A 25918-nucleotide genomic window follows, 5' to 3' on the forward strand; every position below is an offset into this window, starting at 1 on the left:
GAGCACTCGGCGGGAAAGCTCCCATCACCCGACTGTCATGAACCTGTCTGCCACCAACACCTAGCCGTAGGCGGTGCCATGGCGACGACGCAGGCAGCCCAGCACGCGGCATGCCGCCCAATCGTGCAGGGCGTCCAATAGAGTTGCCAGCGCCCCCGCCCGAGACCGGAGCGACCCGGGGCCCACGCAGGAGGTGTGATGGGACGGATCGTCCAGAAGTTCGGTGGCTCGTCGGTTGCGGATGCGGCCTCGATCAAGCGCGTCGCGCGCCGGATCCTGAACGCGAAGCTGGCCGGCAACGAGGTCGTGGTGGTGATCTCCGCCATGGGTGACACCACCGACGAGTTGATGGACCTCGCGCTGCAGGTGAGCCCGCAGCCGAAGCCCCGTGAGCTCGACATGCTGCTGACCACCGGCGAGCGCCAGAGCGCCGCCCTGCTGGCGATGGCGCTCAGCGACCTCGGAGCCGAGGCCCAGAGCTACACCGGTTCGCAGGCCGGTGTACTGACCACCGGCACCCACGGCAATGCGCGCATCATCGACATCACGCCCGGACGCATCGAGCAGGCTCTCAATGCTGGCAACATCGTCATCGTCGCCGGGTTCCAAGGCGTCTCGCAGACGACGAAGGACATCACCACACTCGGACGTGGTGCCTCCGACACCACCGCGGTAGCCTTGGCCGCCTCGCTCGGTGCCCAGTACTGCGAGATCTACTCCGACGTCGACGGCGTCTTCACCGCCGACCCGCGCATCGTCCCCGGCGCCAAGCAGATCCCCGAGATCTCGTATGAGGAGATGCTGGAGATGGCAGCCAACGGCGCCAAGATCCTGCACCTGCGCTGCGTCGAGTACGCGCGCCGCGAGAATGTCCCGGTCCACGTCCGTTCGTCCTTCTCAGACAAGCCCGGTACCTGGGTGAAGGACAAGTCCGAAGGAAGCAAGATGGAAGACGCAATCATCTCCGGCGTGGCGCACGACCGGTCCGAGGCCAAGATCACCGTCGTCGGTGTTCCCGACCAGCCGGGCCACGCGGCCCGCATCTTTGAAACCATCGGCCACGCCGACATCAACGTCGACATGATCGTGCAGAACGTCTCCCAGGTCGTCAGCGGCCGTACCGACATCTCCTTCACGCTGCCGATGAGCGACGGACGCAAGGCGATCGAGGCGCTGCAGGCCGACCGTGAGCAGATCGAGTTCGAAGACCTGCTCTACGACGACCAGATCGGCAAGGTCTCGGTCGTCGGCGTCGGCATGCGCTCGCACCCGGGCGTCACCGCCAAGTTCTTCAAGGCCCTCGCCGAGGCCGGCATCAACATCGACATGATCTCCACCTCCGAGATCCGCATCTCGGTCGTCGTCGACGTCGAGCAGGTGGATGAGGCCGTCCGCGCAGCCCACACCGCCTTCGGGCTGGACTCCGAAGGCGAGGCAGTCGTCTACGCTGGCACCGGTCGGTGACCCAACCCGCTGACGGTTCCCCCTCGCCCGACTGGGCGGGTGGGGAGCCGCGCCGCGACAGGCCCCAAGGGGCACTGGCAGGGTCGGCGGCGCCGGCCACCCGTCCCGCGACCTCGCTCGGACGTGCCTCGGCGATCATGGCGATGGGCTCGCTGGCCAGCAAGATCCTGGGCATGGTGCGCACCTCGATGCTGGCCGCTGCGCTGGGTGTGGTGGCTGCGGCGGACGCCTTCGGCATCGCCAACACCGCGCCGAACATCATCTTCACCCTGCTCAACGGCGGCGTGCTGAACGCCGTCCTGATTCCACAGATCACCAAGGCCATGAAGCGGCCCGATGGTGGCCAGGACTTCGTCGACCGCCTGTTGACCGCCGCCTTCGCCGCGATCGCGCTGGTGACCGTGCTGGCCATTGCGGCGACACCGTGGGTGGTGGACGTCACCAGCTCGCTGCAAGGGGCGCCTTTGCACCTGGCCGTGTTGTTCGGCTACCTGACCCTGCCGCAGATCTTCTTCTACGGCGTCTACGCGGTGCTGGGCAATGTGCTCAATGCACGCGACCAGTTTGCGGCCTTCATGTGGGCGCCGGCACTGGCCAATGTCGTCCAGATCACCGGCCTGGCGGCCTTCCTGGTGCAGTGGGGCAAGCACGACTCCGCCCTCGGCTGGACCATGCCGATGATCTGGACGCTGGCCGGCACCGCCACGCTTGGCATCATCGCGCAGGCCTTCGTGTTGATCCCACCGCTGGTCAAGGGTGGTTTCCGCTGGCGCCCCCGGTGGGGACTGCGCGGGCAGGGGATGGGTGCCGCCTCGCGGATGCTGGGCTGGACCCTGACGGCGCTGGTGATCGCGCAGGTGGGCGGCATCGTGGTCTCGAATGCCCTGACCAGTCTGAATGGGCCGGGCCGCGGGGGAGTCGAGCGCCCGGGCTACGCGGCCTACAACAACGCGCTGATGATCTTCTTCCTGCCGCATGGGCTGTTGACCGTGTCCATCCTGACGGCGCTCTTCCCGCGCATGACGCGGGTCTGGAACGACCGGGACGTCAAGGGCCTGCGTGCGCTCGTCGTGCAGGGGCTCACGGTGCCGGCGGTCGGGATCATCCCCGCGACCGCATTGGTCGTCGCCCTGGCGCACCCGATCGTGCAGGCGATCTTCCCCGGGCTGCGCGCCTCCGAGGTGGACGGCGTCGCCAGGTCGCTGCAGCTGATGAGCCTCGGCCTGCTCGCCTTCGGCATTTCGACCCTGCAGCAGCGCTACTCCTTCGCGCGGGAGGAGGGCCGCCAGAACCTCGCCTACCAGGTCTTGTTGAGCGTGGTGCAGGTGGGCTTCGCGCTGGCGGCCTGGTTCCTCGTCCCGCCGCGTTGGGGCCTGGCCACGGTGTCGCTCGGGCTGGCCGTGTCGAACTGGATGGTCTCGATCGTCTTCATCGCCGTCGCCAACCGCCAGCTGGGTGGCATGGGCGTGGGACGCGTGCTGGGGCTGTGGACGCGTCTGCTGATTGCCTCGGCCGCGGGTGCCGGCACAGCGTGGCTGGTGTCCTACGGGATGACGATGTTTCGTCCCGGCTGGGTGATGTCGGTACTCATCTGCGTGCTGGGGGGCATCGCCTTCGGTTTGGTCTTCCTGGCGGGGGCGAAGCTGCTGCGGATCTTGGAGGTGGACGACCTGACCGCCCCGATTCGCCGTCGCCTCCCATTCTGAGACAGCCGACCGAGTGCCGCGAAATGGATCGGCCCCCGTCCACACGGACGGGGGCCGATCCTTCAAGAGCGCCGACGAACGTGCTCGGGGGGTCACGTCCGCCGGGGCCCACCAGAATACTTCTGGGATTGAACGAGGTCAATCCATGAGTCCAAGGGTTCTGGTCTTGGGGCATCAGGTGCCCTGAGTGGGCAACCGTGGCGCTTCTGGGTGCCGATACTCAGCGGTCGGGCCACCGACGGCCTGCTGCTTGCACCGGCGATGGAAGCGCCCAGCAACGCAGAAGTCCCGGGATCCGAAGATGTCCCGGGACTTCCGTTTGGATCGTGGGCAAGCCCACGCCGATCCTCGTCGTCGGGGTGACAGGATTTGAACCTGCGACCTCATCGTCCCGAACGATGCGCGCTACCAAGCTGCGCCACACCCCGATGGCCCGAGGGCCGTGGAACAGCCTATCCCACCCTCGGATGAAATGCCTACTCGGCAACCAGCGTGAGCAGCGTCGCCTCGGGACGACAGGCGACCCGATAGGGAGCAAAGGGCGATGAGCCGATCCCGGCCGAGACGTGCAGCCAGCTGCTGTGCCCGCCATGGCTGTGGCTGGACAGGCCCTTCACGCGTCCGGTGTCCAGGTCGCAGTTCGTCACGATCGCGCCCTTGACCGGCAGGCAGACCTGTCCGCCATGGGTGTGGCCGGCGAAGATCATGTCCATGCCGTCGTCGGTCATGGCGTCCAGCAGCCGCAGGTAGGGCGCGTGCGTCACGGCGATGTTCAGGTCGACGCCCTGCTCGGCCGGCCCCGCGACCAACGAGTAGTCGTCCTTGGCGAGGTGCGCGTCATCGGTACCCCGGAAGGCGATGCGGCGGCCAGCCACCTCGAGCGTCGCCCGCTGATGGTTGAGGTCGGCCCAACCACGCCCGGTCAGCTTGGCCCGCAGGTCGTCGAAGGGCAGCCGTGCCAGCTCATCGTGCTTGTCGGTGCTGGACGGGCCCGCGAAGTAGGTGAGCGGGTTGCGGAAGCGCGGCACCGTGTAGTCGTTCGAGCCGAAGACGAATACTCCGGGACGATCCAGCAGCGTGCCCCAGGCGTTCAGCAGGGGCTCCATGGCCTGGGCCTGGCTCAGGTTGTCACCGGTGTTGACGACCAGATCGGGCTCCAGCTCCTGCAGGCTGTGCACCCAGTCGAGCTTGGCCTTCTGGTACGTCGTCAGGTGGATGTCACTGATGTGCAACACCCGGATCGGGCTCTGCCCGGCCGACAACACCGGCACCTCGACTTCACGCAGCACGAACCGATTCGCCTCCCACAGGCCGTAACCCAGCGCCGAGGCACCCGCCCCTGCGCCGGCGGCCGCCAGCTTGCCGATCATGACTTCTTGGTCGTCGCCTTCGACGACGACTTGCTGGCCTTGGAGCTCGAGGCCGCAGCCTTCGAACTGGTGGCGGAGGCCTTCGACGTGGAGGTCCTTGTCGATGAGGACGTCCGGGTCGAGGTCGCCGTCGGGGACGCCTTGGGCTCCGGCCCGCTGGACCAGTAGAAGTAGATCGGCTCACTGGTGCGGCGGGTACCGCTGGTGGGCGTCATGTACAGGAAGGTTCCGTAGGAGGACGAATTGTGCACGTACACGTCCTGGACACTGAAACCAGCCGACTCGAGGGTGTCACGGGCTTCGGTGAGGCTCAGGTTGGAGACGTCGGGAATCGCCATCGACTTGCCCAACAGGGCGTCCTGGCTGGGCTCGCTGAAGTCGGTCTTGGGCAGGTCGACCAGGGCGGTGCGCATGGCCGACTTCCAGATGGTGCCGGCATCGCCGCCACCAGATCCGTTCAGGGTGCATCCATAGGAGCAGTTGGTGCCGTGGGCGGTGCGGCCGGTCAGCGAACGCTTCGAACGCCCCTTGTAGGTCGCCGACTGCTTGTCGGCGGCGATCATCGAGACGCCGACCAGCTCTGGGGTGTAGCCCGCGAACCACACAGCCTCGGCGGAGTCGGTGGTACCGGTCTTGCCAGCGATGGAGTGGCCGTTGTAAAGGTTGGCCGCCCGGCCGGTGCCCTTGTCGACGACCGACTTGAGAACCTTGTTGACGGTGTCTGCGACGTCTTCGCTGATCACGCGTTTGCAGTTGGCCGACGGGACGGCCAGGGCCTTGCCCGCCTTCGTGGTGATCGACTCGATGGTGATGGGGTCGCAGTGGACGCCCTTGTTGGCGAAGGTCGCGTAGGCCTCGGCCATCGACATCGGCGCGATCTCCACCGGCCCGAGGGTGAAGGAGGGAATCCAGTCGTAGAAGGGGGTGTCCTGGATCATGTCCAGGCCGTCGGCGCGTTGGATGCCCAGCTTCTGCGCCATCTTGACCGTGTCACACAGGCCAGCCTTCTTCTCCAGCTGGACGAAGTAGGTGTTCACCGAGCCCTGGGCTGCGGTGTACATGTTCATGTTGCCGGCGTAGCCCTGCACCGAGTTCTTGACGTTGAAGTCCGTGGCGGCGAAGTTGCCCTTGCAGGAGCGGAAGCTCAGGCCCGAGAAGTCCATGTTCATCGGCGCGTTGAAGGTCTGGTCAGGGGTCAGGCCGTTCTCGAAGGCCGCCGCCATCGTGAACGCCTTGAAGGTGGATCCGGCCTGGTAGCCCTCGGCGCCGCCGTACTTCGCCTCGGCCGCATAGTTGTAGTAGGTCTCACCCTTGCCAGTGCCGATCTTGGGCCGGTTCTGCGCCATGGCGACGATCAGGCCCGTCTTTGGCTGGATCATCGTCATGGTCGAGATGAAGGGGTCGGTTGGGGCGATCAGGCCAGCGACCGCCTTCTCCGCCGCCTTCTGCGAATCGGGGTTGATCAGGGTCTGGATGGTGAGGCCGCCACGCTTCAGCGCATTCTCGCGGGCTTCCGCGGTCTTGCCGAGCGCGGGGAAGTCGCCACGGATCAGGACGTTCTGGACGTAGTTGCACAGCGAGGGGAACCTGGAGGTGATGCAGCCCTTGCGGCTGGCGACCACCTTGGTCTTGTCGAAGGGAACGTTCTTGGCGGCCTCGGCCTGGGCCTCGGTGATGGTGCCCAGCTGCGCCATGCGGTTCAGGACGATCGCGCGGCGGTTGAGTGCCGTCTGCGGGTGGTTGACCGGGTCGGTCATCACGGGGTTCTGCACCAGGCCGGCCAGCATCGCGGACTGCGGCAGGTTGAGCTTCTCGGCGGTGGTGCCGAAGTAGTGGCGGGCCGCCGCCTCGACGCCGTAGGCGCCGTCGCCGTAGTAGGCGATGTTCAGGTAGCGCTCGAGGATCTGGTCCTTCGTGAACTTCTTTTCCACCGCGATGGCGTAGCGCAGCTCGCGGACCTTGCGCGACAGGGTGGGCTCGACGGCCTTGGCCGCAGCTTCCTCGTCGCCGGCGACGACGGCCGCCTCGACCTGCACCTGCTTCACGTACTGCTGGGTGAGCGTCGATCCGCCCTGAGTGCCACCGGAGGCATTGCGCACCAGCGCGCGCAGCGTGCCTTTCGGATCGATGGCGCCATGCTCGTAGAAACGGTCGTCCTCGATGTCGACCTGCGCCTGCTGCATCAGCTTGCTGATCTTGCTCAGCGGGACGTAGACGCGGTTCTCCTCGTAGAACTCCACCAGCGTGGAACCATCGGCCATCAGCACCCTGGAACGCTCCGACTGCGCGCCGATCTCCATCGAGGCCGGGAGGTTCTCCATCGAGTCCGCGCCACTCTTGACCGCAGCGCCCGCGAGCAGGGCCGGAGGGACCACCAGGCCCGCCACGACGATGCCTGCGAGCACGCTCGCAAGACCGAACATCAAGAGGTTGTAGGCCTTGCGGCCGCTGGCGGGTTCCGTCATGCGCTCCAGAGTACGTGAAGTCCTTGTGAGGTCGGGGTGGCGCGACCCGCGGAACGAGCATTGCCACCCCACCCACAAGGCGGTAGGTTCCACGAAAGGCCGTAGGTGCCATCGATGGCACGGTTGCTCACCGACTGGAGGAGGAGAGACATGTCTCTCACAAATCCCGATGACTGGACGCTTGATGCCCGCTGCCGTGGGCTGGAAGACGCGCTCTTCCCCGACGGCAAGGACCAGAAGCGTGCTCGTGCCCTGTGCACCTCTTGCCCCGTGAGGTCCCACTGCCTCGCGGAGGCTCTCGACCACAAGATCGAGTGGGGCGTCTGGGGCGGGCTCACCGAGCGGGAGCGGCGCCAGTTGCTGCGTCAGCGGCCCGGGGTCACGTCATGGCACGCCGTGCTGCTCGGTGGAGGAGCTCCAGTACTCACCCAGACCGGCCAGCTGTGCGTCGATGACCTGACCAACGCCGCCGGCCAGCTGGCCGCCGTTCGCGCCCGCAAGGGCGAGGCGGCGCAACTGACCGGTCAGCGCACGGGGCAAAGGCGCGCTGGGTAACCAGCCCAGCTCTCGAATCAGGCGAGCTCGCAGACGAGTTCGACCTCGACGGGGGCGTCCAGTGGGAGGCTGGCGACGCCTACTGCCGATCGGACATGCGCTCCGGCCTCCCCGAAAATCTCACCCATCAATTCGCTGGCGCCGTTCGCAACCGTCGGCTGGGCGGTGAAGCCCGGCTCCGAGGCCACGAACACGACGAGCTTGAGGATGCGTCCGATGTGGTCGACGCCGCCCGCGACGTCAGCTGCCGCAGCGAGAGCATTCAACGCGCAAATGCGGGCCTGGCCTGCAGCCATCTCAGCAGTGGTCTGGCCAGTTCCCCCGACCCTGCCCGTCAGCCCGAGCCTGCCATCCAGGAAGGGGAGCTGGCCGGAGGTCCAGACCTGGGTGCCGATCACCTTCGCCGGCACATAGGCCGCGACCGGTGCCGCCACGGGCGGCAGGTTGATGCCGAGCTCGGCGAGCCGCTCGGAGGGTTTCATCGGTTGCCCTCGGGAAGTGGACGCTTGAAGTAGCCCACCAGGGTGTCGGGGTTCGGTCCGGGGACGACCTGCACGAGCTCCCACCCGTCGAGCCCGAAGTTGTTGAGGATCTGCTGACTGACATGGCTCAGGATCGGAGCCGTGAAGTATTCCCACTTGGTCATGGCGCCAAATCTATCTGGCGCCGGACCTCCCTGGACGCGTGCGCGCAGGTCACTGGACGGCGTGTAGGTCCCTGGACGCGTGCGCGCAGGTCACTGGACGCGTGCGCGCAGGCGCGCGGGGTCCTTGATGACCACGGTGCGGCCCGACGTGGTGATCCAGCGACGCACCACGAAGTCGGTGAGCACCTTGTTCACCGTCTCCCGGCTGGCCCCCACCATCTGGGCCAACTCCGACTGGGTGAGGTCATGGTGCAGCTCGATGCCGCGTTCACCCACCGTCCCGAAGCGGTCCGCCAGGCTGAGCAGCACGTAGGCCAGGCGTCCGGGCACGTCGCTGAGCACCAACCCGCTGGTCACCTCGTTCGCCATCCGGATGCGGTGGGCCAGCTGGTGCACCATCGCGATCGTGAAGTCGTGGTGGCGGGCCATCAGCTCGCGCACCTGCGCTCCCGGCAGGCACCACAGGCGGCACTCCAGCATCGCGGTGGCGGTGGTGGCGCGGTGGCCCTCGTCCAGCACCGAGAGCTCACCGAAGAACTCTCCCGGGCCGATCAGGCCGAGCAGCGACTCGCGTGCCGGCGGGATCATCGGACGTCCGCGCTTGGTCGTCGTGAGCGCGGGCTGCGGCTGGCGCGAGGGCATCGTCAGCTTGACCTTGCCCTCGACCAGGATGAACATCGCGTCGGCTTCGTCACCGACCGAGAACAACACCTCGCCTCGGTGCAGGCGTCGGGGCACCATGAGGGCCTCCAGCCCCGCCCGGGTTTCGGGTCCGAGGTTCTGGAACAGCGGCAAACTGGCCAACAGGTCGTCGTGCATGAGCCTTCCGGGGTCCGGTGCGGGCGATGGTGCGGACGAGTGTACGGCACCCCACCCGTAGGGATGGGAGGGTGGTGGGCTTTGGGTGAGAGGTCCTCACAGGCCCTCGGCTGCCACAGCTGCGAGATAGCGCTCGTCCAGGCCGTCGACGCCGAGGATGTCCTCCAGCTCACGCATCAGGCGGGCATAGGGGGCGATCCGAGCGCTCTCACCCATCAGGCCCAGCCGCCAGATGACCCCGGCGGTGGGCCCGAGGCCGCCGGTGACCGAAATCTCGCGACGGCGCAGTTCGGCGCGGACCCCCTCGTCGTCGAAGCCGTCGGGCAGGCGCAGCGCCAGCACGGTGGGCAGCCGGTCCTGGGCCCGCTTCACGTAGGGGGTGAAGCCCAGCGGTTCGAGCGTGGCCTGGATGATGCGGCTCATCACCTCGACGCGGTGGTGGCGGGTCTCCAGCCCCTCGTCCATCGCCGCGTGCAGGGCCGCGTGGAAGGCATAGTGCAGGTTGACCGGGACGGTGTGGTGGTAGGTGTGGTCGATCCAGTAGGCGCGCAGGCCCTCAAAGTCGCAGTACCACAGCGGCGTCGGGCTGCGACGGGCGCTGTACCGCGCGAAGGCGCGCTCGCTGACCGCCACCGGTGCCAGGCCCGGCGGGGCCGACAGACACTTCTGCGAACCGGTGTAGGCGTAGTCGATGCCCCATTCCTGCATGTGGAAGGGCTCCATGCCGGCGGTCGTCACAGCGTCCACCGTGAACAGGCAGCCCTCGTCAGCGACCACCTTGGCGATCTCCGGGACGGGGTTGAGCACGCCCGTCGAGGTCTCCCCGTGGACGACCGCCACCATGTCGGCGCCCTTGACATGGGCCCGTACGTCGTCGGTGCGGATCGCCTCGCCCAGCGGAGCGGTGACCAGGCGCACGTGCGCCCCATAGCGGGCGGCCATCTCGGCCATCCGGCGGCCGAAGGAGCCGTTGGCGCACACCAGCACCTTGTCGCCCTTCTCGACCAGGTTGGCGAAGCCTGCCTCCATACCCAGCGAACCGGTACCTGCCAACAGTGCGGTGAAGGCTTCGGGCTCGGTGCCGTACATCACGCGAAGGTCCTGCTGGATCTCGTGGTTGAGCGCGAAGACCTCCGGGTCCATGTGGCCCAGCATCGAGCGCATCAGCGCGGCCTGCCCGGCGGGGTGGATCGGCGTCGGCCCGGGGGTGAGCAGGACGTGCTCCAGGTGCGGGTTGTCGAAGCGCTCGTGCGAGAGGGGGTTGACCATGCACGGAGCGTAGTCATCGCAAGGGGTGTTCCCAGCGCCGGTCAACAGGGTGGTCACCGTGGCTGGGTGGTCACCGTGGCTGGGTGGGCGCGGTCGCTAGGCTGGGCGGCATGGCTGCTCGTGCTGCTCGTGCTGCTCAACCCGCGCCCAGCGCGGAGCTGGTCGAGCGCGCCCATGTGATGGACGACGCCTTGCGCGCCTGCTACCCCGAGGCGCGCTGCGAGCTCGACTTCACCACCCCCTTCCACTTGCTCGTCGCCACCGTGCTGTCGGCGCAGTCGACCGACAAGAGGGTCAACCTGGTCACCCCCGAGCTGTTCCGCCGCTGGCCGGACGCGGCTGCGCTGGCTGCCGCCGACACGGAGGAGGTGGAGGAGGTCGTCAAGCCCACCGGCTTTTTCCGCGCCAAGACGGCCTCGGTGCAGGGTTTGGCCCAGGTGCTCGTCGACGAGTTCGACGGTGTGGTTCCAGCCACGATGGAGGACCTGGTCCGGCTTCCCGGGGTGGGCCGCAAGACTGCGAACGTCGTCCTCGGCAATGCCTTCGGGGTGCCCGGGATCACGCCCGACACCCATTTCATGCGAGTCACCCGGCGGATGGGGTGGACGGCTGCCACGAAGCCGGATGCAGTTGAGTCCGAGGTCGGCGCCCTGTTCGAGCCCGAGCGGTGGGTGCAACTGTCCCACGACGTGATCTGGCACGGCCGACGACGTTGCCACGCTCGTCGTCCGGCCTGTGGCGCCTGCCCGGTCGCCGACCTGTGCCCCAGCTTCGGCGAGGGTGAGACCGACCCGGCAAAGGCTGCGAAACTCGTGCGGGAACCACGCGGATGACCATGCTGCGATCCCGTTCGTGCACCGGGGCCCTGCTGGTCGCAGCGGTCTTGGCCCTCGGCGGGTGCGCCGGAGGGCAAGCGGACCCAGCCGCCTCCAGCATCCCCAAGATCACCTGGGGCGATGGTTCGACCCCGACCGCGTCCGCAGCCCCGACCACGCCCGTCCCGACGCGGACGACCGCGTTGGCGACCGCTACCCCCCTGACCGCCCCGCCCGGGGTGGACGCCTGCCCCAGCGGCGGCACCGACAAGCGCGTCCAGGGAGGCCTGCCGGACGACAGCTACGCCTGTCTCGGGGATCGGTCGACCAAGATCAACGTTGCGTCCCTGGCGCAGGGCAAGCCGGTGTTGGTCAACCTGTGGGCCTCGTGGTGCCAGCCCTGCATCAACGAGTCGACCCATCTGGCCGCGGCTCACCGCGCCTTCGGTGGCTCCGTCAACTTCTACGGAATCGACGTGAAGGACTCCGAGGCGGACGCACGAGAACTGCTCGCCGCGTCAGGTGTGCAGTACCCGCAGCTCGTCGACCCCACCGGGCTGAGCCGCATCAAACTGCGCGCAGCGGCGCTCCCCATGACGATCGTGCTCGATTCCTCCGGCAAGGTCGTCTACCAAGAGTCGCACGAGTTCACCAGCGGTGCCGAGATTGGCGTCCTGCTGCAGGACACGCTGGGACTGGTTCCATGATCGACCCTCGTGAGGTTCCAGAGCCCCTGGTCGGCCTGGCGGACGCGTTGTCGCATGACCTGGAGCCGATCCGGATCAGCCGCGACCGGGTTCCGGAGCGGAACACCCGTACCAGCGCTGTATTGATCATGGTTGGGCTGGATGATCTTGACATCACCTTCACCGAGCGGGCGCACACGCTGCGGTCCCATCCAGGGCAGATCTCCTTCCCGGGCGGACGCACGGAGGAGGGTGAGAACCCCGAGCAGACCGCGCTGCGCGAGGCCCACGAGGAGGTCGGCGTTCAGCCCGCAGACCTGAGCCTGCTCGGAAGGTTGCCCCGCGCCCACGTCCCCACCAGCGGCTTCGACGTCTTTGCGGTGGTCGCCAGCTGGCAGGGAAGCTCTCCGATCGGCGCGGTCGACAAGCGAGAGGTGAAGGCCGTGCACCGCTTCCGCGTCGCCGACCTGGTCGACCCCGCGAATCGGGTCACCGCAACCCTGCCCAGCGGTTACCGAGGGCCAGCCTTCGTCTTCGGTGAGCTGGTGCTGTGGGGCTTCACCGCCGCCCTCACCGATCGGCTGCTGGACCTCGGCGGCTGGTCCCGCCCGTGGGATTCGTCGCGACTGATGCCCGTCCCGAGGCGCTTCATCCAGGATGGACGCGGACCGCGCTGACCTGGCTTCGGGTTTCGGTGCAGAGGTGCCGTGACTGACCCCTGACCCAAACCCGAACCCGGGGGCGGGTACAGGTCGTCGTGTACCGATACCCCCGCCCAGGCCGTGCGATCGGGGCACGCCGGGACGATGGACCCCTCGGAACTGTCGGGCCATCTGGAAGGATCGACGCATGCCCAATGACGCCATTGCCACTGGAGTTCAGCCCAGTGGAGTTCAGCCCAGTGAAGTCCAGCCCAGTGACGCCCTCCAGGCACGCACCCCCAATTGGTGGAAGAGGGCTGTCGTCTACCAGATCTATCCCCGGTCGTTCGCCGACTCCAACGGCGACGGGGTGGGCGACATCCGTGGCATCATCGACCACCTCGACCACCTCGCGACCCTCGGCGTCGACGTCGTGTGGCTGTCCCCGGCCTACCGTTCCCCGCAGGACGACAACGGCTATGACATCTCCGACTACCAGGACATCGATCCGCTGTTCGGCAGCCTGGCCGACCTCGACGACCTGATCGCGGGCCTGCACCAGCGCGGCATGAAGCTGGTGATGGACCTGGTCGTCAACCACACCTCCGACGAGCACGAGTGGTTCCAGGAGTCACGTCGTCCGGGTTCGGAGAAGGCCGACTGGTACTGGTGGGCACCGCCGCGCGAGGGCTTCGCCCCCGGCGAGCAGGGTGCGGAACCGACCGACTGGCGCTCGATGTTCTCCGGTTCGGCGTGGAAGTTCGACGAGCTGCGCGGTGAGTACTTCCTGCACCTGTTCAGCACCAAGCAGCCCGACCTCAACTGGGAGAACCCGCAGGTGCGTCAGGCGGTCTACGCGATGATGAACTGGTGGGTCGCGCGCGGCGTCGACGGATTCCGGATGGACGTGATCAACATGATCAGCAAGTCCGTTCCGTTGGCCGACGGGGCGAACCACTTCGACGGTCCGCGCATGGATGAGTTCCTGCACGAGATGCACCAGCACGTGATGGCCGGGCAGAACCTGGTGACCGTCGGCGAGATGCCCGGCGTCACCCTCGATGCGGCTGCCAACTACACCGACCCCTCCCGCGAGGAACTGGACATGGTCTTCCAGTTCGAGCACGTCGGGCTGGACGAGGTGCCCGGTGGCGGCAAGTGGGCGCTGAAGCCGTTGCACCTACCCGACCTCAAGGCCTCGCTGTCGCGCTGGCAGTACGGCATGGAGGGCCGCGGCTGGAACTCGCTCTACTGGGACAACCACGACCAGCCGCGCATCGTCTCTCGCTGGGGGGACGATTCGGACGAGCACCGGGTCGCCTCCGCCAAGACGCTGGCGACCGTGCTGCACCTGATGAAGGGCACGCCGTACATCTACCAGGGAGAGGAGATCGGCATGACCAATGCCCACTTCACCTCCATCGACCAGTACCGCGACATCGAGGCCCTGAACCATTACGCCGAGGCGCGCGAACTGGGCACACCTGAGAAGTCACTGCTGGAGAGCTTTGCCGTGAAGGGACGCGACAACGCCCGCACCCCGATGCAGTGGGACGACTCCAAGCAGGCTGGCTTCACCACCGGGGAGCCGTGGATCGCGGTCAACCCGAACAAGGACGTGGTGAACGCCGCAGCCGCGGTCGCCGACGCCGACTCGGTCTTCCACCACTACCGGTCGCTGATCGGCCTGCGCCATGACCACGAGATCGTCCGCGAGGGCGTCTTCGACCTGTTGGAGCCCGAACACGAGCAGCTCTTCTGCTACACCCGCTCTCTGAGCGGATCAGACGGGGACGAGCAGTTGCTGGTGCTGGCGAACCTGTCGCCGTCCGAAGTGGAGCTGCCGGAGGCGCTGCGAACCGACGGGGACGTCTGGTTGGCCACCCATGCGGAGCGTGCGTCCGACCGGCTGCAGCCCTGGGAGTCGCGCGTGCTCAAGGTGCGCTGAGCTGGGCCTGGCCTGCCACAACCGCCCAGACAGACAGCGACCCGGCCCGGTTCAACCGTGCGGGGTCGCTGTCTCTTGAGCTGTGGGTGCTGCGCCTCAGTGCTTCTCGAGGTCGGAGGCCTGCTTCTTCACCTCGGCCAGACCGGAACGGTCCCGGGCGTCGGTGTTGACTTCCTGGACACCGCGCGTGAGGGAGGCCTTGATCGAGTCGACAGTGGCCTTGGTCTCGGCGATCGTCTGCTTGGGCGGCTGCACCTTCTTGATCTGCGACTTGCCGAGCAGCGCCAAGATGCCCGCGATGAGCAGCAGGATGATCGCCATCACGACGGCACCGAGTGCAGCGGCTGCGAGCCAGCCCCAGGTGAACAGGTGCACGAACCAGGCGCCGAAGGCACCAGCGCCGGCCAGGAAGAGCAGCGAGGCGGCGTTGGCCGCGAGGTAGCCTGCGGCGCCGAACATGCCGCCGCCGATGCCGGCAGCCTTGGCGGCGGGTTTGATCTCGGCCTGTGCCAGCTTGGGGATGTCCCGGGTGATGACCTGGGCGTCGCCCTTGATGTTGTCGACCAGCTGCTTGGGGTTGATGCGCTGGGCGGCGCGTTCATAGGCCGTGGAGCGGGTCAGTCGGATCGCCATCTCAGTCTCCTGCGTCGGATCGGATACACCTTGAGCCTAGAGGTAGGCACGGGGTCGGGCGCCACACATCGGCCCTCGATATCGCGGTCAGCTGATCTGTTCCTCTGCCGCGATCCGCGTTTGCTCGTGGGCCCCGTCGCGACGGCGCAGCATCAGCGCGCCCACCAGTGCGGCCAGCACGGACGCCACCAGTACCGCCATCTTGGCCTCCCCGGCCAGTTCCACTTCGTCCGCGAAGGCCAGGTCACTGACCAGCAGGGAGACGGTGAAACCGATGCCGCACACCATCGCCGTGGCCCGGATGTCGGGCCAGCGCACGCCATTGGCCAATTCCGCGGAGGTGAACCGTGCGGTCAGCCGGGCAGCGCCGTAGACGCCGATGAATTTGCCCACCAGCAGGCCAAGGAGCACGCCCAGGGGCACCGGGTTGGTGACGAGCGCCCGAGCTGCGTCGCCGCTCACTTCGACGCCGGCGGACATGAACGCGAACAGTGGGACGACGAGCGCGGCGCTCCACGGCTCGATTGCGTGGCGCCAGCGGTCCAAGGGGTCGTGCAGCTCGTCCTCGCGGGTGCGGACGGCCAAGCCCAGGGCGACGCCGGCGATGGTGGCGTGCACGCCGGAGGAGTGCATGAACCACCACGCGGCGATCCCCAGCGGGATGAGCAGCCAGAGGGAGTCGATGCCCCGGTGCTGGAGTACCGCGAAGACCGCGATGCAGGCGAAGGCTGCCGCCAGCCAGGGCAACTGGATCCCGCTCGCGAAGAAGACCGCGATGATGATGATCGCGCCCAGGTCGTCCACGATCGCCAGCGTGAGCAGGAAGGCACGCACCCCGTCCGGCAGATGCTTGCCCGCCACGGACAGGACGGCCAGTGCGAAGGCGATGTCGGTCGCCATCGGGATCGCCCAGCCGCCCAACCGTCCGTCGCCGCCGAGGTTCATGACGAGGTACAGCACGGCAGGCACGAGCATGCCGCCCACCGCAGCCAGGATGGGCAGCAGCGCGTCCGCGGGTCGGCTCAGCGAACCCTCGACGAACTCACGCTTGAGCTCCATGCCGGCGACGAAGAAGAAGATGGTCAACAACCCGTCGACGACCCAGGCGTGAAAGGTCAGCGGGCCCAACTGCCAGTGGGCCAGCGCTTCATAGGGTGTGTGGGCGAGGTTGGCGGCCAACAGCGCGGCGATGGTGGCGGCCAGCATCAGGAAACCGCCGACTGTCTCCTGACGGACGATGTCGGCCAGGTGCATGCGGTCGGCGGCACGTCCGGGGCCGAAGGCGATGCGGGAAGGGCGGAAGCTCACAGGAGGTCCTCTCGGGTAGGGCGGCATGAACCGCCGACCAGACTTCCCGGCACACCGTGGGCGAGTTTAGCAGCGGGGGTTGGGTTTGCTTTGGCAGCGGGGGTTGAGTTTTCGACCTAGAGCGGGATGACAAGCCCGTCGTCGGACAGGTCGATCGGCGCGGTGAGCTCCTGGTGGTCGACCCAGGCCCGCCACACCCGCAGCTGATAGGGCAATCGCAGGTCGTCCGCGCCCGGCGCCGAACGGTCGTAGAGTTCTTGGACGTCACCCAGCACCAGCTGGCGCAGGTCGTCGTCCAGGGCGGCCACGGCCGGCTGCGCGGCCACCATCGCCTGCAGTCCAGCCCGGTTGATCGGCTGCCAGACGCGGAAGTCGCGGCTCTCGACCCGCGGGAAGTACTTGCTCTCCACCAGGGCCGCGACCGAATCGGTGCCGTAGTCGCCGCGCATGATGTCGTCGTCCACCTGACGCAGCAGAGATACCAGACGGCGCACCCACGGCACGGAGTCGTCGCGGACGAGGTAGGAGACGCTGGCGGTGCCGCCGGGGCGCAGCACGCGAGCCATCTCCGAGAGCACCAGACCGGGCGCGAACCGGTGGAAGACCTGATGGGCGACGACGGCGTCGAACTGGCACGGCTCGAAGGGCAGCGACTCGGCCTCAGCGGCGACGGTGACGAGGCGAGGGTCGGCGTGCAACTGCTCGACGTGGTCCACGTTCTTGTCGACGGCGAAGACGCGGTGCCCAGAGCTGGACAGCAGCCGGGGTAGGGACGCGGGGCCGCCGAGGGTGAGGACGCGGGCTGCGTGCAGCGGGACCATCCAGTCGACAGCTGGGCTGGGGAACTGGGTGCGTCGGGATCCCTGCATGGGCCCACTCTAGGGCTTCTCGAGGCTTGCCCCGACGCGCATGCCGCTGCCTGTGGACAAGGCACGGACGGGGTTTTCCACAGCTTTCCGGCTGGTGAAAAGTGAACGGCCCGAATGACAAGAGTGAAGGCGTGGGAACTTTCGTCGTCGTCATCAGCAGGGATCCGCAGACCGTTGAGCACGCGCTCGTTGCGTGCGCGGCTGCGCAGGCCGAAGCGCAGGTGGTCCGGGAACCGGAGGAGATCAGGCGGTGGTGGTCCGAGGCGCCGCTGACCCTCGTGGGGAGCGAGATGGCGCCGCTGGTCGCCGGACTGGGGTTGCCGTCCCGGGCGAACGTCCATCTGGTCGGCCCGAGGGTCGACGAGTTGGTGGCATGGTCAGCGCCCCTGGAAGCCTCGGTGCTGGTGCTGCCCGAGCAGAGCGCACTGTTGGCTTCCTTGGTCGACCGTCTGGACGAGGCGCCCGGGGAGGCGCGCATCGTGGCGGTCAGCGGCGGCTCCGGCGGGGTGGGGGCGAGCACCTTTGCCTGCGCCCTGGCGCAGGTGGGGGCCGCCCGGGGGCTCCGGGCTGCCGTCGTCGACCTGGACCCCTTGGGCGGCGGGCTGGACCTTCTCGTCGGGGCCGAGACCGCCGAGGGCTGGCGGTGGCCGGAGCTGTCGTCCGCCAGCGGCCATCTCGGGGCGCTGTCCGGACGGCTGCCTAATGTGGCGGGTGTCGACCTCGTCTCGGCTGGGCGCACGCCCGGCGAACCCCCGCTGGAGGCGATCCGGTCGGTGGTGCAGGCGTTGAGCGCCAGCCACCAGGTGGTCGTGCTCGACCTGGGCAGAGGGCGGGCTCCGTTGTCGTGGCCGGAACTGCACCACCTGGTGGTGGTTGGCGGGGACGTGCGTTCCACCATGGCCGCCCGGGCGCAGGTGGAGACCCAGGGCCTGCGGGGCGTTGAGGTGGTGGTGCGCCGAGGGTCAGGACGACGGGTCGAGCCGCGGCTGGTCGAGGAGAGCCTCGGCCTGCCGGTCGTGGGTGAGCTGCCGGATGATCGTCGCGTCGCCCGCGCGATGGAGGCCGGTGAGCCACCGGGGCGCGGACGCGGGCGCTACGCCCGCCACGTCGGCCGACTGTTGGACCTGGTGATGACGTCATGACCAGCGAGGCCGAGCAGCTGGAGCTGGTTCGCGTCCGGCTGGCCGCGCTGGGGCGCGCCTATCGTCCGTCCGATGTCGCCGATGCCCTGCGCGCGATGGGGACGGTCGTCTCGGACGCCCTGGTGCTGCGCACCCTCGACCAGTTGCGGCGCACGTCGGTGGGCGCCGGACCGCTGGAAGTGCTCGTGCGAGAAACGGGAGTGACGGACGTGCTGGTCAATGGGCCCGACCAGGTCTGGGTCGACCGTGGCCGGGGCCTTGAGCGCTCCGAAGTGCGATTCGGTAGCGAGGAGGAAGTACGCGCACTGGCGGTCCGGTTGGCTGCGGGCGCCGGGCGACGACTGGACGACGCGTCCCCCTGCGTGGACGCCCGGATGCCTGATGGCACCCGTCTGCACGCGGTGCTGGCTGTCCTGGCCGCCCCCGGAACCTGCATCTCCTTGCGCGTCCCCTCGATCGGCGGGATGGGGTTGGACGACTTCGTCGCAGGCGGATCGATGTCGGCCTCGACCGCGGCGCTGTTGCGCCGACTGGTGGCCTCGCGGGTCGCCTTCTTGGTGACCGGGGGAACAGGTACGGGCAAGACCACCTTGCTGGGGGCGTTGTTGGAGCTCGTCCCCGATCATGAACGGCTGCTGGTGGTGGAGGACAGCCGCGAGCTGGTGCCGCGGCACCCGCACTGCGTCCGGCTGGAGTCGCGGGTGGCCAACAGCGAGGGCGTCGGTGCGGTGTCGATGACCCACCTGGTGCGACAGGCGCTGCGGATGAGGCCGGACCGGTTGGTGCTCGGAGAGGTCCGCGGGGCGGAGCTGTGCGACATGCTGACGGCGCTGAACACCGGCCACGAGGGCGGTTGCGGGACGGTGCACGCGAACTCTGCAGCAGACCTGCCCGCTCGGCTGGAGGCACTGGCGGCATTGGGTGGGCTGGGCCGCGATGCCTGTCACGCACAGGTCGCCAGCGCGCTGCGAGTGGTGGTGCACATCAAACGCTGGCCGGACGGCCGGCGAGGTGTGGCGCAGGTTGGTGTCCTGGAACGGGGGGCAGACTCGCTGGTGCGGGTCGTGGACGCGTGGACCATTCCTGCCCCCGGTGCCGACGGGGTCCGCGGGCCCGGATGGGACCGCCTGCAGGAGGTGCTGTCATGACGCTCCTGGCGCTCGGGTGGGCGGTGGTCTGCGTCCTGTTCATGCTGCCGCCCGACTCGGGACGACGGCTGCGGGAGGTGGACGCCCCGCGGCGCTCCCGGCGCAGCTGGGGGTCGGCGACCTTCTGGTTGGTGATGCTCGCGGTGCTGGTGGTGTTGGCCGTCACGACGCTGTCCGGCGCATCGGGCGGAGCGTGGGCCACTGTGGCGGTGCTGCTCGGCGGCACCGCCGCACGTCAATTGTCCTTGTGGCTGGAGCGTCGCCGGGTGGCCGCCGCGCGGCAACGGGTGTCCGTGGCGGCGCAGGTCGTGTCGGCGCAGTTGTCATCCGGTGCGACGCCGAGGGCGGCGCTGCAGGTGGCGGCGATGGAGTGCCCGGCGCTCGAACCGGCAGTGGCAACAGCCTCGATCGGCGGGGATGTCTCGGCCGCGCTGGTGCGGGCCGGGGAGGCCATCGGGCAGGAGGGGTTGGCGAGCCTCGGACGCGCCTGGCGGCTGGGGGAGCGGCTGGGAGCGCCCATGAAGGGGCTGGCCGACCAGGTCTCACAACAGGTCCGTTCGGAACAGTCGACGCGGGAACTCGTCGGTGCGGAGCTGGCGGGGCCAAGGGCCAGCGCCAAGCTGATGGCGCTGCTGCCCCTGATCGGCGTCGGGATGGGCAAGGTTTCAGGCGGTGATCCCGTGGGCTTCCTGCTGGGTTCGCTGCCGGGGCAGCTGTGCCTGGTCGCCGGCGTCGCGCTGACCTGCGCGGGCGTGGTGTGGAGTGACCGGCTCGGCGCCGGCGCTGAGGAGGCATGATGGAGTTCATGGCGGCACTGTGCGCCGGTGCGGCGGTGTGGTTCCTGATGAGCGACCAGGGACGGCTGCGCGCGCTGGCCCGCCCCCGGCGCAGCAGGCCTGATCTGCCGGAGTGGGTGCCGCGGCTCCCGCGTCGGGCCGAAGCGAAGCGTCGGGAGCGGGTGCAACGTGAGTTGCCGGAGACCCTCGAACTGTTGGCCGCTGCGTTGGCGGCTGGCCTTCCGCCGCGGGTGGCCGCCTCGGAGGTGGCCTCGTCGGGTCCGCCGGGCGCGGGTGAGGCATTGGCACAGGTGGTGGCTCGTGTCGGGGTCGGCGTGCCCGAGGCGGAGGCATGGTCGGCGTTGGCGCAAGACCCGGAATGGGGTGATGCCGCGCGGGAAATGGCGCGGTCGTCGACGACCGGGACGGGCGCTGTTGTGACGCTACGACGGCTGGCCGGGGACGCGCGCTCCCGACGTCGTGACGCCCTGACCCGTCAGGCCCGATCCGTGGGAGTGAAGGCGGTGGGCCCGCTGATGGGCTGCTACCTGCCGGCCTTCATGTTGCTGGGTATCGTCCCCATTATCGCGGGCCTGGCCCAGAACATGTCACTGCGCTGACGAGCTGGCATGGCTCCGGCAGTGAGCCCAGGAACCACCGACCTCGGTGTTTCCTGGGCTCGGTTCATGTTCAGGGCCAGAACCCCGTGACCTTCCCTGGGCCTGCCGAGGGGACCTCCGGCCAGCCGCCCTCGCGATCATGCCTGCCAACCATGAGGGGCGTCTGGAGCGAGGTTTTCCACAGCTGGCGGTCGACGGAGGAATTGTCCACAGGCGCTCGCCGGGGCTGAAGAATTCGGGGTCCGAATGACAAGTGTGAAGGGTGAGGGCACACCCGCCCGGCACCACGAGGTGCCACTCACGAGAGGAAACACCCATGAACTCCATTCCCGTCGCCGAGGTCGTCTCCACCGAGTGGGCCGACACCGTTGCTCCGGTCACCACGCCCACCAAGGGCCAGATCCGCAAGGCGCGTGCGGCCAGCCTGGCCCAGCGCGGCATGGTCACCGCCGAGTACGCCGTCGGCATCCTGGCCGCGATCGCGCTGGCGCTGGTGCTGGTGAAGGTCTTCAACGACAACGAGTTCTTCACCGAGCTCCTGAAGCAGGTGACCGCCCTGATCGGCCAGATGAGCAAGAAGCTCGGCTGATCCACCGACCACTTGGTACGCGAGGAGGTGCGTGATGGGGGGCATGCCCAGCCCATCCGGGCGTCGGTTGGGGGACCGGGGCATGGTCACGGTGGAGCTGGCGGTGGGTTTGCTCACCGCCAGCCTCGCCGTGGCGGTGGCCTGCTGGGTCGTCATGCTCGTCGTCCTGCAGGGACGGTGTGAGGATGTCGCGGGCCAGGTGGCCCGGCAGGTCGCCCGCGCCGATTCCAAGGCCGCCGACCAGGCCAAGAAGCGCGTACCGAAGGGTGGTCGCGTTGATGTGAGGACCACCGACGAGCAGGTGCGCGTGGTCGTTCGGGCGTCCAGTTCCTTCGGGAAGCTCGGCAGCGTCCAGGTCGAGGGGACGGCCGTCGCCAAGCTGGAGCCGGGGGTCGGGAAGTGAGCAGGCTCGGCGGTTCCTCGCACCGCCCGGTTCGGTCGGAACGCGGGTCTGGCACGGTGCTGACGGCCATCATCGTCATGTTCGTGGTGGGGGCCACCTTCGTCGGCGTCTGGATCGTGGGCTGGCTGGTGAGCATCCAGCGCGCCGGTCGGGCCGCGGACCTTGCCTCGCTGGCGGGCGCATCGGCCCACGTCCATGGCAAGGACGAGTGCGCCGCAGCCCGCGCCATCGCTCGCGAGAACGGCGGTGAGGTGACCAGCTGCGAAGTCACGGGTGATGCCCGTGACTTCGTGGTGAGGGTCGAGGTCCGCAGCGAACTACTCCCGCACGTCACCGGAGGCCCGAAGTGGGCGGTCCGCGACGCGGTCGCCGGGAGCATCCCGAGATGATCCGCGTCGAGGCGAGCCATCAGCTGCGTGCCCAACCTGTCGGAGGTGACTCCTAGGGTGAGGCCATGATCGAGAAGCTCGCCATCCACGGGTACCGGAGCATCCGCGACCTCGTCGTGGAGCCCGGGCCCGTGACCGTGGTGACGGGGGGCAACGGATCAGGCAAGTCGAGCCTCTACCGGGCGCTTCGGCTCGCGGCCGAGACCGCCCAAGGAGACCTGGTGGGGTCGCTCGCCCATTCCGGTGGGCTCCAGTCGGTGCTGTGGGCCGGGCCGGAACAGCTCACTGCCGCGATGCGTCGCGGGGACCACCCAGTGCAGGGGACGGGCAAGCGGATCAAGCCCGTCAGCCTGATGCTGGGCTTCGCCACCGACGACCTCGGCTACCTGATCGACGTCGGACTCCCGCAGTTCAGCGGGATGCCGACCGCCTTCGCCCACGACCCGGTCATCAAGCGGGAGGTCATCTTCGCGGGCTCTGTCATGCGTCCGGCCAGCACCCTGGTGCGGCGCAAGGGATCGAAGGTTGACGTCCGAGACGACGGCTGGACGACCATCACCGAGGAGTTGGGAGAGCGAGACTCGATCCTGTCCGAGGTGGCCGACCCAAACAGCACCCCGGAAGTGCTGCGGGTTCGCCAGAGCGTCCGGTCGTGGCGCTTCTACGACGGCTTCCGGGTGGACGCCCACGCGCCCTCCCGGCAGCCGCAGGTCGGGACCTTCACGCCCGTCCTGTCTGCCGACGGGTCCGACCTGGCCCCGGCGATCCAGACCATCCTCGAATCGGCGTGGGCCGATCCCTTCAACGCTGCCATCGACCGGGCCTTCCCCGGCAGTCGAGTACAGGTCGACTGCGACGGGCTGCGGTGGGGCGTTGGGATGACCCAACCGGGGATGCTGCGCACCATGGGTGCCGAGGAACTGTCCGACGGGACGCTGCGCTTCCTGCTGCATGCCGCTGCGCTGTTGAGCCCACGCCCGCCGGAGCTGATGGTGCTCAACGAGCCCGAGTCGTCCCTGCACCCGGACCTGCTGCCGGGGCTGGCCGACCTGATCGCAGCCGCGGCCGAACGCACCCAGGTGGTGGTGGTCTCGCACTCCGACGCGATCGTCACCGCGCTCCTCGCCCGCCACGAGGGCCGGGTCGTGGCCGTCGAACTGGAGAAGGACCTCGGCGAGACCATGGTCGCCGGACGTGAGGGCCTGCTCGATCGTCCCGCCTGGGACTGGGGGAGCCGCTGACCGCTTGGCCAGCTCGGGGGATCGTTGGGCGCATGCGGGGTACGGGGATCGTTCAGGTCTTCTGGATCCCGTTCGGGGGTCGTTCGGGGGTCGTTCGGGCGAGCCTCCGGATGGCTCAGGGCTCCACGGAGTCGGGGACCTGGTCGACCCCCAGCAGGGCGGCGAACAGCTGGCGCGCCGCCTGCTTGTCGAGCATCTGGTTCTGGTTCCCGCACTTGGGCGAGACCACGCAACCCGGGCAGCCGTGCTGGCACGGGCACGACTCGAGCCTTTCCAGCGTCGCAAGCGCCCACGCCTCGGCCGTCCGATAGCCCTCCTCGGCGAAGCCGGCCCCGCCCGGATGCCCGTCGTGCACCACGATCGTGCACTGGTCGGTGTCGGGGTGCACGATCGTCGACAGCCCGCCGATGTCCCACCGGTCGCAGGGGGCGAAGGCGGGTAGCAGTCCGATTGCGCAGTGCTCCGCGCCATGCGCGGCGCCCGCCAACTGCACAGCGTCCAGCCCGAGGTCTGCGACCAGCTCGTCGGGCAGCAGCCACCACATCGCCCGGGTCGTCATGGTGTGAACGGGCAGGTCCAGCGGTGTGGTGTCCCACACCTCGCTGGTGATCTCGTCCCGGCGCAGATAGCCGATCACCTGCTCCGACAGTTCGACGTCCCCGGTGCAGACGACGCCGCGTCCGAACGGACGACGTTCCCGCTCGGCGAGGATCCGCACCTCGGAGACCTGTTTCGGCTGGGTGTAGTAGCCGGGACGCTCGGAATGCACCAGCACCTGCTGCTCGGCCGGGTCGTACTCGTCCACCAGCCACTGCTCCCCAAGGTGCAGGTACACCGCACCGTCGTGGACGGTGCGGTCGGCGTCCCCGCGGTTGACCTGCCCGACGACACGTCCGGTGACCTTGTCCACGATGTCCAACGGACGCCCACCCAGCGAGCGCAGGTCGATCGAGTCGACCGCCCGGTCGGGGCGGGTCCAGAACCAACCCTGCGGACGCCGGCGCAACAGGTTCTGCTTGGCCAACGAGTCAGCCAGCTGACCCATCGTCGGGCCGAACCAGCGCTCGTCGACCGGGGTGAGGTGAGCCTCCTGCGCCCCCGCGGCCAGGTGCGGGCCGAGCACATAGGGGTTCTCGGGGTACAACACGGTCGTCTCGACGGGCGCATCGAAGACCAACTCGGGATGGCTGAACAGATAGGCGTCCAGAGGGTCTTCGCGAGCCATCAACACCACCAGCGCGTCGCGCGACCCACGCCCGGCGCGGCCAGCCTGCTGCCACAGGGCGGCGAGCGTCCCCGGGAAACCGCAGACGATCACCGCGTCCATCCCGGAGATGTCGATGCCAAGCTCCAGCGCATTGGTCGCGGCGACGCCGTTCACCTCGCCGGTCTGCAGGGCGTGTTCGATGGATCGCCGGTCGTTCGCCAGGTAGCCCGACCGGTAGGAGGCGATCACGCCGCCGCCGACTACCCGGTCCTGCGCGCGCACCGCGATCAGCTCGGCCATCGTCCGGGACGGGACGAAGGTGATGACCTGCTTGCCCATGTCGACCAGTTCGGCCATCAGCTCGGCCGCGTCGTGCGGTGCGGTGTCGGATGGCTGCCACAACAAGACGTCGCGCGCCGAGTGGGGGGAGGCATCGTCGTCGACGACCGCGATCGACTCCTCGCCGATCAGCTTCCCGCCGGCGGAACCGGCATTGGACGCGGTGGCCGACGCGAGGATGAAGGTGGGGTGCGCCCCGTACATCTCACACAGCCGACGCAGCCGGCGCAGCACGGCGGCAACGTGCGCACCGAAGACGCCGCGGTAGCGGTGCGACTCGTCGATGACGACATAGCGGAGCGAACCGAGGAAACCGGCCCACCGGCAGTGGTTCGGAAGCACCGAGCGGTGCAGCATGTCGGGGTTGGTCAACACATAGCTGGCGAACTCGCGGGCGAACCGGCGCTCGGCCTGGTCGGAGTCGCCATCGAGACAGGTGACCTTCCAGCCATCCGGCCCGAGCTCCTGGGCGGCGCGCAACTGGTCGTGAGCCAAGGCCTTCGTCGGTGCCAGGTAGAGGGCGGTGTGGCCGCGGGAGACGAGTTGGGCGCGCACCGACTCCACCGGAACGCCCAGCACTGGAGTGGCTGAGGCAGTCGCTGCCATCACCGGCAGCAGGTAGCCGAGGGTCTTGCCCGAAGCGGTGGAGGTGCAGATGGCGGCGTGTCGGCCGACGAAGGCGTGTTCTGCGAGTTCGCGCTGGTGGGCCCATGGACGGGCGATGCCCTGCCCCGAGATCGATTCGCGGACGTCGTCGGGCAGCCACGCGGGCCACTCGTCGGTGCGTCCAGGGGAGGCATCGCGGTGGTCGACGTGGCAGACCTGCTCTCGGGTTGACCACGGCGCCTGCACGGCGACCATGCTGCCACG

The 25918-nt window shown here is 68.6% G+C and carries 24 protein-coding genes, 1 tRNA gene and 1 pseudogene; 15 read left to right on the top strand and 11 right to left on the bottom strand.

The genetic code is table 11. The annotated features are described in order from the left end of the window. Positions 1 to 198: 198 nt before the first annotated feature. Together ABD089_RS03705 and murJ are read left to right on the top strand one after the other, a co-directional pair. Positions 199 to 1464: an aspartate kinase gene (locus ABD089_RS03705; RefSeq protein ID WP_343884864.1), complete on the top strand. Its 1266-nt coding sequence runs from the start codon at positions 199 to 201 to the stop codon at positions 1462 to 1464. After that, a complete protein-coding gene (gene murJ / locus ABD089_RS03710; protein ID WP_343884865.1) occupies positions 1461 to 3170 on the top strand; it encodes a murein biosynthesis integral membrane protein MurJ in 1710 nt (569 codons plus the stop codon). Before ABD089_RS03705 ends, murJ begins: the two co-directional genes overlap by 4 nt. Positions 3171 to 3524: 354 nt before the next feature. Here the strand turns inward: murJ and ABD089_RS03715 are convergent. From ABD089_RS03715 to ABD089_RS03725, 3 genes are all read right to left on the bottom strand, one after another. Next, positions 3525 to 3598 (bottom strand) — tRNA-Pro (locus ABD089_RS03715). Between the two features lie 48 nt (positions 3599 to 3646). After that, on the bottom strand, positions 3647 to 4540 hold the full coding sequence (locus ABD089_RS03720) for a metallophosphoesterase (RefSeq protein WP_343884866.1): 894 nt from the start codon (positions 4538 to 4540) through the stop codon (positions 3647 to 3649). After that, positions 4537 to 7005 carry a transglycosylase domain-containing protein gene (locus ABD089_RS03725; RefSeq protein ID WP_343884867.1) on the bottom strand — a complete coding sequence of 823 codons (2469 nt, stop codon included), beginning with the start codon at positions 7003 to 7005 and terminating at the stop codon, positions 4537 to 4539. Before ABD089_RS03725 ends, ABD089_RS03720 begins: the two co-directional genes overlap by 4 nt. Positions 7006 to 7155: 150 nt before the next feature. Between ABD089_RS03725 and ABD089_RS03730 the strand changes: the two are divergent. Beyond that, a pseudogene (locus tag ABD089_RS03730) lies at positions 7156 to 7449 on the top strand (WhiB family transcriptional regulator); the annotation flags it as partial. 128 nt (positions 7450 to 7577) lie between these two features. Here ABD089_RS03730 and ABD089_RS03735 read toward each other — a convergent pair. From ABD089_RS03735 to ABD089_RS03750, 4 genes are all read right to left on the bottom strand, one after another. Next, a complete protein-coding gene (locus ABD089_RS03735; RefSeq protein ID WP_343884868.1) occupies positions 7578 to 8042 on the bottom strand; it encodes a RidA family protein in 465 nt (154 codons plus the stop codon). Then, positions 8039 to 8206, bottom strand: coding sequence for a Sp36 family protein (gene sp36 / locus ABD089_RS03740; RefSeq protein WP_343884869.1), 168 nt, complete (start codon positions 8204 to 8206; stop codon positions 8039 to 8041). Before sp36 ends, ABD089_RS03735 begins: the two co-directional genes overlap by 4 nt. 90 nt (positions 8207 to 8296) lie before the next feature. After that, positions 8297 to 9025 (bottom strand): Crp/Fnr family transcriptional regulator, encoded by a 729-nt coding sequence (locus ABD089_RS03745; protein WP_343884870.1) that lies wholly within the window; start codon positions 9023 to 9025, stop codon positions 8297 to 8299. Positions 9026 to 9121: 96 nt separating this feature from the next. Next, positions 9122 to 10294 (bottom strand): alanine--glyoxylate aminotransferase family protein, encoded by a 1173-nt coding sequence (locus tag ABD089_RS03750; RefSeq protein ID WP_343884871.1) that lies wholly within the window; start codon positions 10292 to 10294, stop codon positions 9122 to 9124. Between the two features lie 110 nt (positions 10295 to 10404). On the opposite strand from ABD089_RS03750, the gene nth reads away from it, so the two are divergent. The 4 genes from nth (at position 10405) to ABD089_RS03770 (ending at position 14384) form a co-directional block, all read left to right on the top strand. Beyond that, positions 10405 to 11127 (top strand): endonuclease III, encoded by a 723-nt coding sequence (gene nth / locus ABD089_RS03755; protein ID WP_386769122.1) that lies wholly within the window; start codon positions 10405 to 10407, stop codon positions 11125 to 11127. A 2-nt stretch (positions 11128 to 11129) separates the two neighbouring features. Further along, positions 11130 to 11816, top strand: coding sequence for a TlpA family protein disulfide reductase (locus ABD089_RS03760; protein ID WP_343884872.1), 687 nt, complete (start codon positions 11130 to 11132; stop codon positions 11814 to 11816). Further along, positions 11813 to 12472 carry an NUDIX hydrolase gene (locus ABD089_RS03765; protein ID WP_343884873.1) on the top strand — a complete coding sequence of 220 codons (660 nt, stop codon included), beginning with the start codon at positions 11813 to 11815 and terminating at the stop codon, positions 12470 to 12472. The genes ABD089_RS03760 and ABD089_RS03765 overlap by 4 nt, the downstream gene beginning before the upstream one ends. A gap of 172 nt (positions 12473 to 12644) precedes the next feature. Further along, positions 12645 to 14384, top strand: a complete 1740-nt coding sequence (locus ABD089_RS03770) for an alpha-glucosidase (RefSeq protein WP_343884874.1) — start codon at positions 12645 to 12647, stop codon at positions 14382 to 14384. A gap of 96 nt (positions 14385 to 14480) precedes the next feature. Here ABD089_RS03770 and ABD089_RS03775 read toward each other — a convergent pair whose 3' ends face one another. The 3 genes from ABD089_RS03775 to ABD089_RS03785 all read right to left on the bottom strand — a co-directional run bounded on the left by ABD089_RS03775 (position 14481) and on the right by ABD089_RS03785 (position 17194). Continuing rightward, positions 14481 to 15017 (bottom strand): phage holin family protein, encoded by a 537-nt coding sequence (locus ABD089_RS03775; RefSeq protein ID WP_343884875.1) that lies wholly within the window; start codon positions 15015 to 15017, stop codon positions 14481 to 14483. Positions 15018 to 15104: 87 nt separating this feature from the next. Next, complete coding sequence (gene nhaA, locus ABD089_RS03780; RefSeq protein ID WP_386769121.1) at positions 15105 to 16352, bottom strand: Na+/H+ antiporter NhaA; 1248 nt, start codon at positions 16350 to 16352, stop codon at positions 15105 to 15107. Positions 16353 to 16441: 89 nt separating this feature from the next. Continuing rightward, positions 16442 to 17194, bottom strand: a complete 753-nt coding sequence (locus ABD089_RS03785) for a class I SAM-dependent methyltransferase (RefSeq protein ID WP_343884876.1) — start codon at positions 17192 to 17194, stop codon at positions 16442 to 16444. 131 nt (positions 17195 to 17325) lie between these two features. Here ABD089_RS03785 and ssd point away from each other — a divergent pair, with 131 nt between their 5' ends. The 8 genes from ssd to ABD089_RS03825 all read left to right on the top strand — a co-directional run bounded on the left by ssd (position 17326) and on the right by ABD089_RS03825 (position 23502). Further along, positions 17326 to 18336 carry a septum site-determining protein Ssd gene (ssd, locus tag ABD089_RS03790; protein ID WP_343884877.1) on the top strand — a complete coding sequence of 337 codons (1011 nt, stop codon included), beginning with the start codon at positions 17326 to 17328 and terminating at the stop codon, positions 18334 to 18336. Then, positions 18333 to 19484, top strand: coding sequence for a TadA family conjugal transfer-associated ATPase (locus ABD089_RS03795; protein ID WP_343884878.1), 1152 nt, complete (start codon positions 18333 to 18335; stop codon positions 19482 to 19484). Before ssd ends, ABD089_RS03795 begins: the two co-directional genes overlap by 4 nt. Further along, on the top strand, positions 19481 to 20281 hold the full coding sequence (locus ABD089_RS03800; protein WP_343884879.1) for a type II secretion system F family protein: 801 nt from the start codon (positions 19481 to 19483) through the stop codon (positions 20279 to 20281). The genes ABD089_RS03795 and ABD089_RS03800 overlap by 4 nt, the downstream gene beginning before the upstream one ends. Continuing rightward, positions 20278 to 20880, top strand: a complete 603-nt coding sequence (locus ABD089_RS03805; protein WP_343884880.1) for a type II secretion system F family protein — start codon at positions 20278 to 20280, stop codon at positions 20878 to 20880. Before ABD089_RS03800 ends, ABD089_RS03805 begins: the two co-directional genes overlap by 4 nt. A gap of 316 nt (positions 20881 to 21196) precedes the next feature. Further along, the gene (locus tag ABD089_RS03810; RefSeq protein WP_343884881.1) at positions 21197 to 21469 is read left to right on the top strand and encodes a DUF4244 domain-containing protein; all 273 of its coding nucleotides are present in this window, start codon (positions 21197 to 21199) and stop codon (positions 21467 to 21469) included. 34 nt (positions 21470 to 21503) lie between these two features. Then, entirely contained in the window at positions 21504 to 21872 is a 369-nt protein-coding gene (locus tag ABD089_RS03815) for a TadE family type IV pilus minor pilin (RefSeq protein WP_343884882.1), read from the top strand. Beyond that, positions 21869 to 22261, top strand: coding sequence for an Rv3654c family TadE-like protein (locus ABD089_RS03820; protein WP_343884883.1), 393 nt, complete (start codon positions 21869 to 21871; stop codon positions 22259 to 22261). Before ABD089_RS03815 ends, ABD089_RS03820 begins: the two co-directional genes overlap by 4 nt. 65 nt (positions 22262 to 22326) lie before the next feature. Next, complete coding sequence (locus ABD089_RS03825) at positions 22327 to 23502, top strand: AAA family ATPase (protein ID WP_343884884.1); 1176 nt, start codon at positions 22327 to 22329, stop codon at positions 23500 to 23502. 115 nt (positions 23503 to 23617) lie between these two features. Here the strand turns inward: ABD089_RS03825 and ABD089_RS03830 are convergent, their stop codons facing one another. Continuing rightward, on the bottom strand, positions 23618 to 25909 hold the full coding sequence (locus ABD089_RS03830; protein WP_343884885.1) for a DEAD/DEAH box helicase: 2292 nt from the start codon (positions 25907 to 25909) through the stop codon (positions 23618 to 23620). Positions 25910 to 25918: the final 9 nt, after the last annotated feature.

The sequence above is a fragment of the Luteococcus sanguinis genome, from assembly GCF_039527675.1.
GTDB lineage: Bacteria > Actinomycetota > Actinomycetes > Propionibacteriales > Propionibacteriaceae > Luteococcus > Luteococcus sanguinis.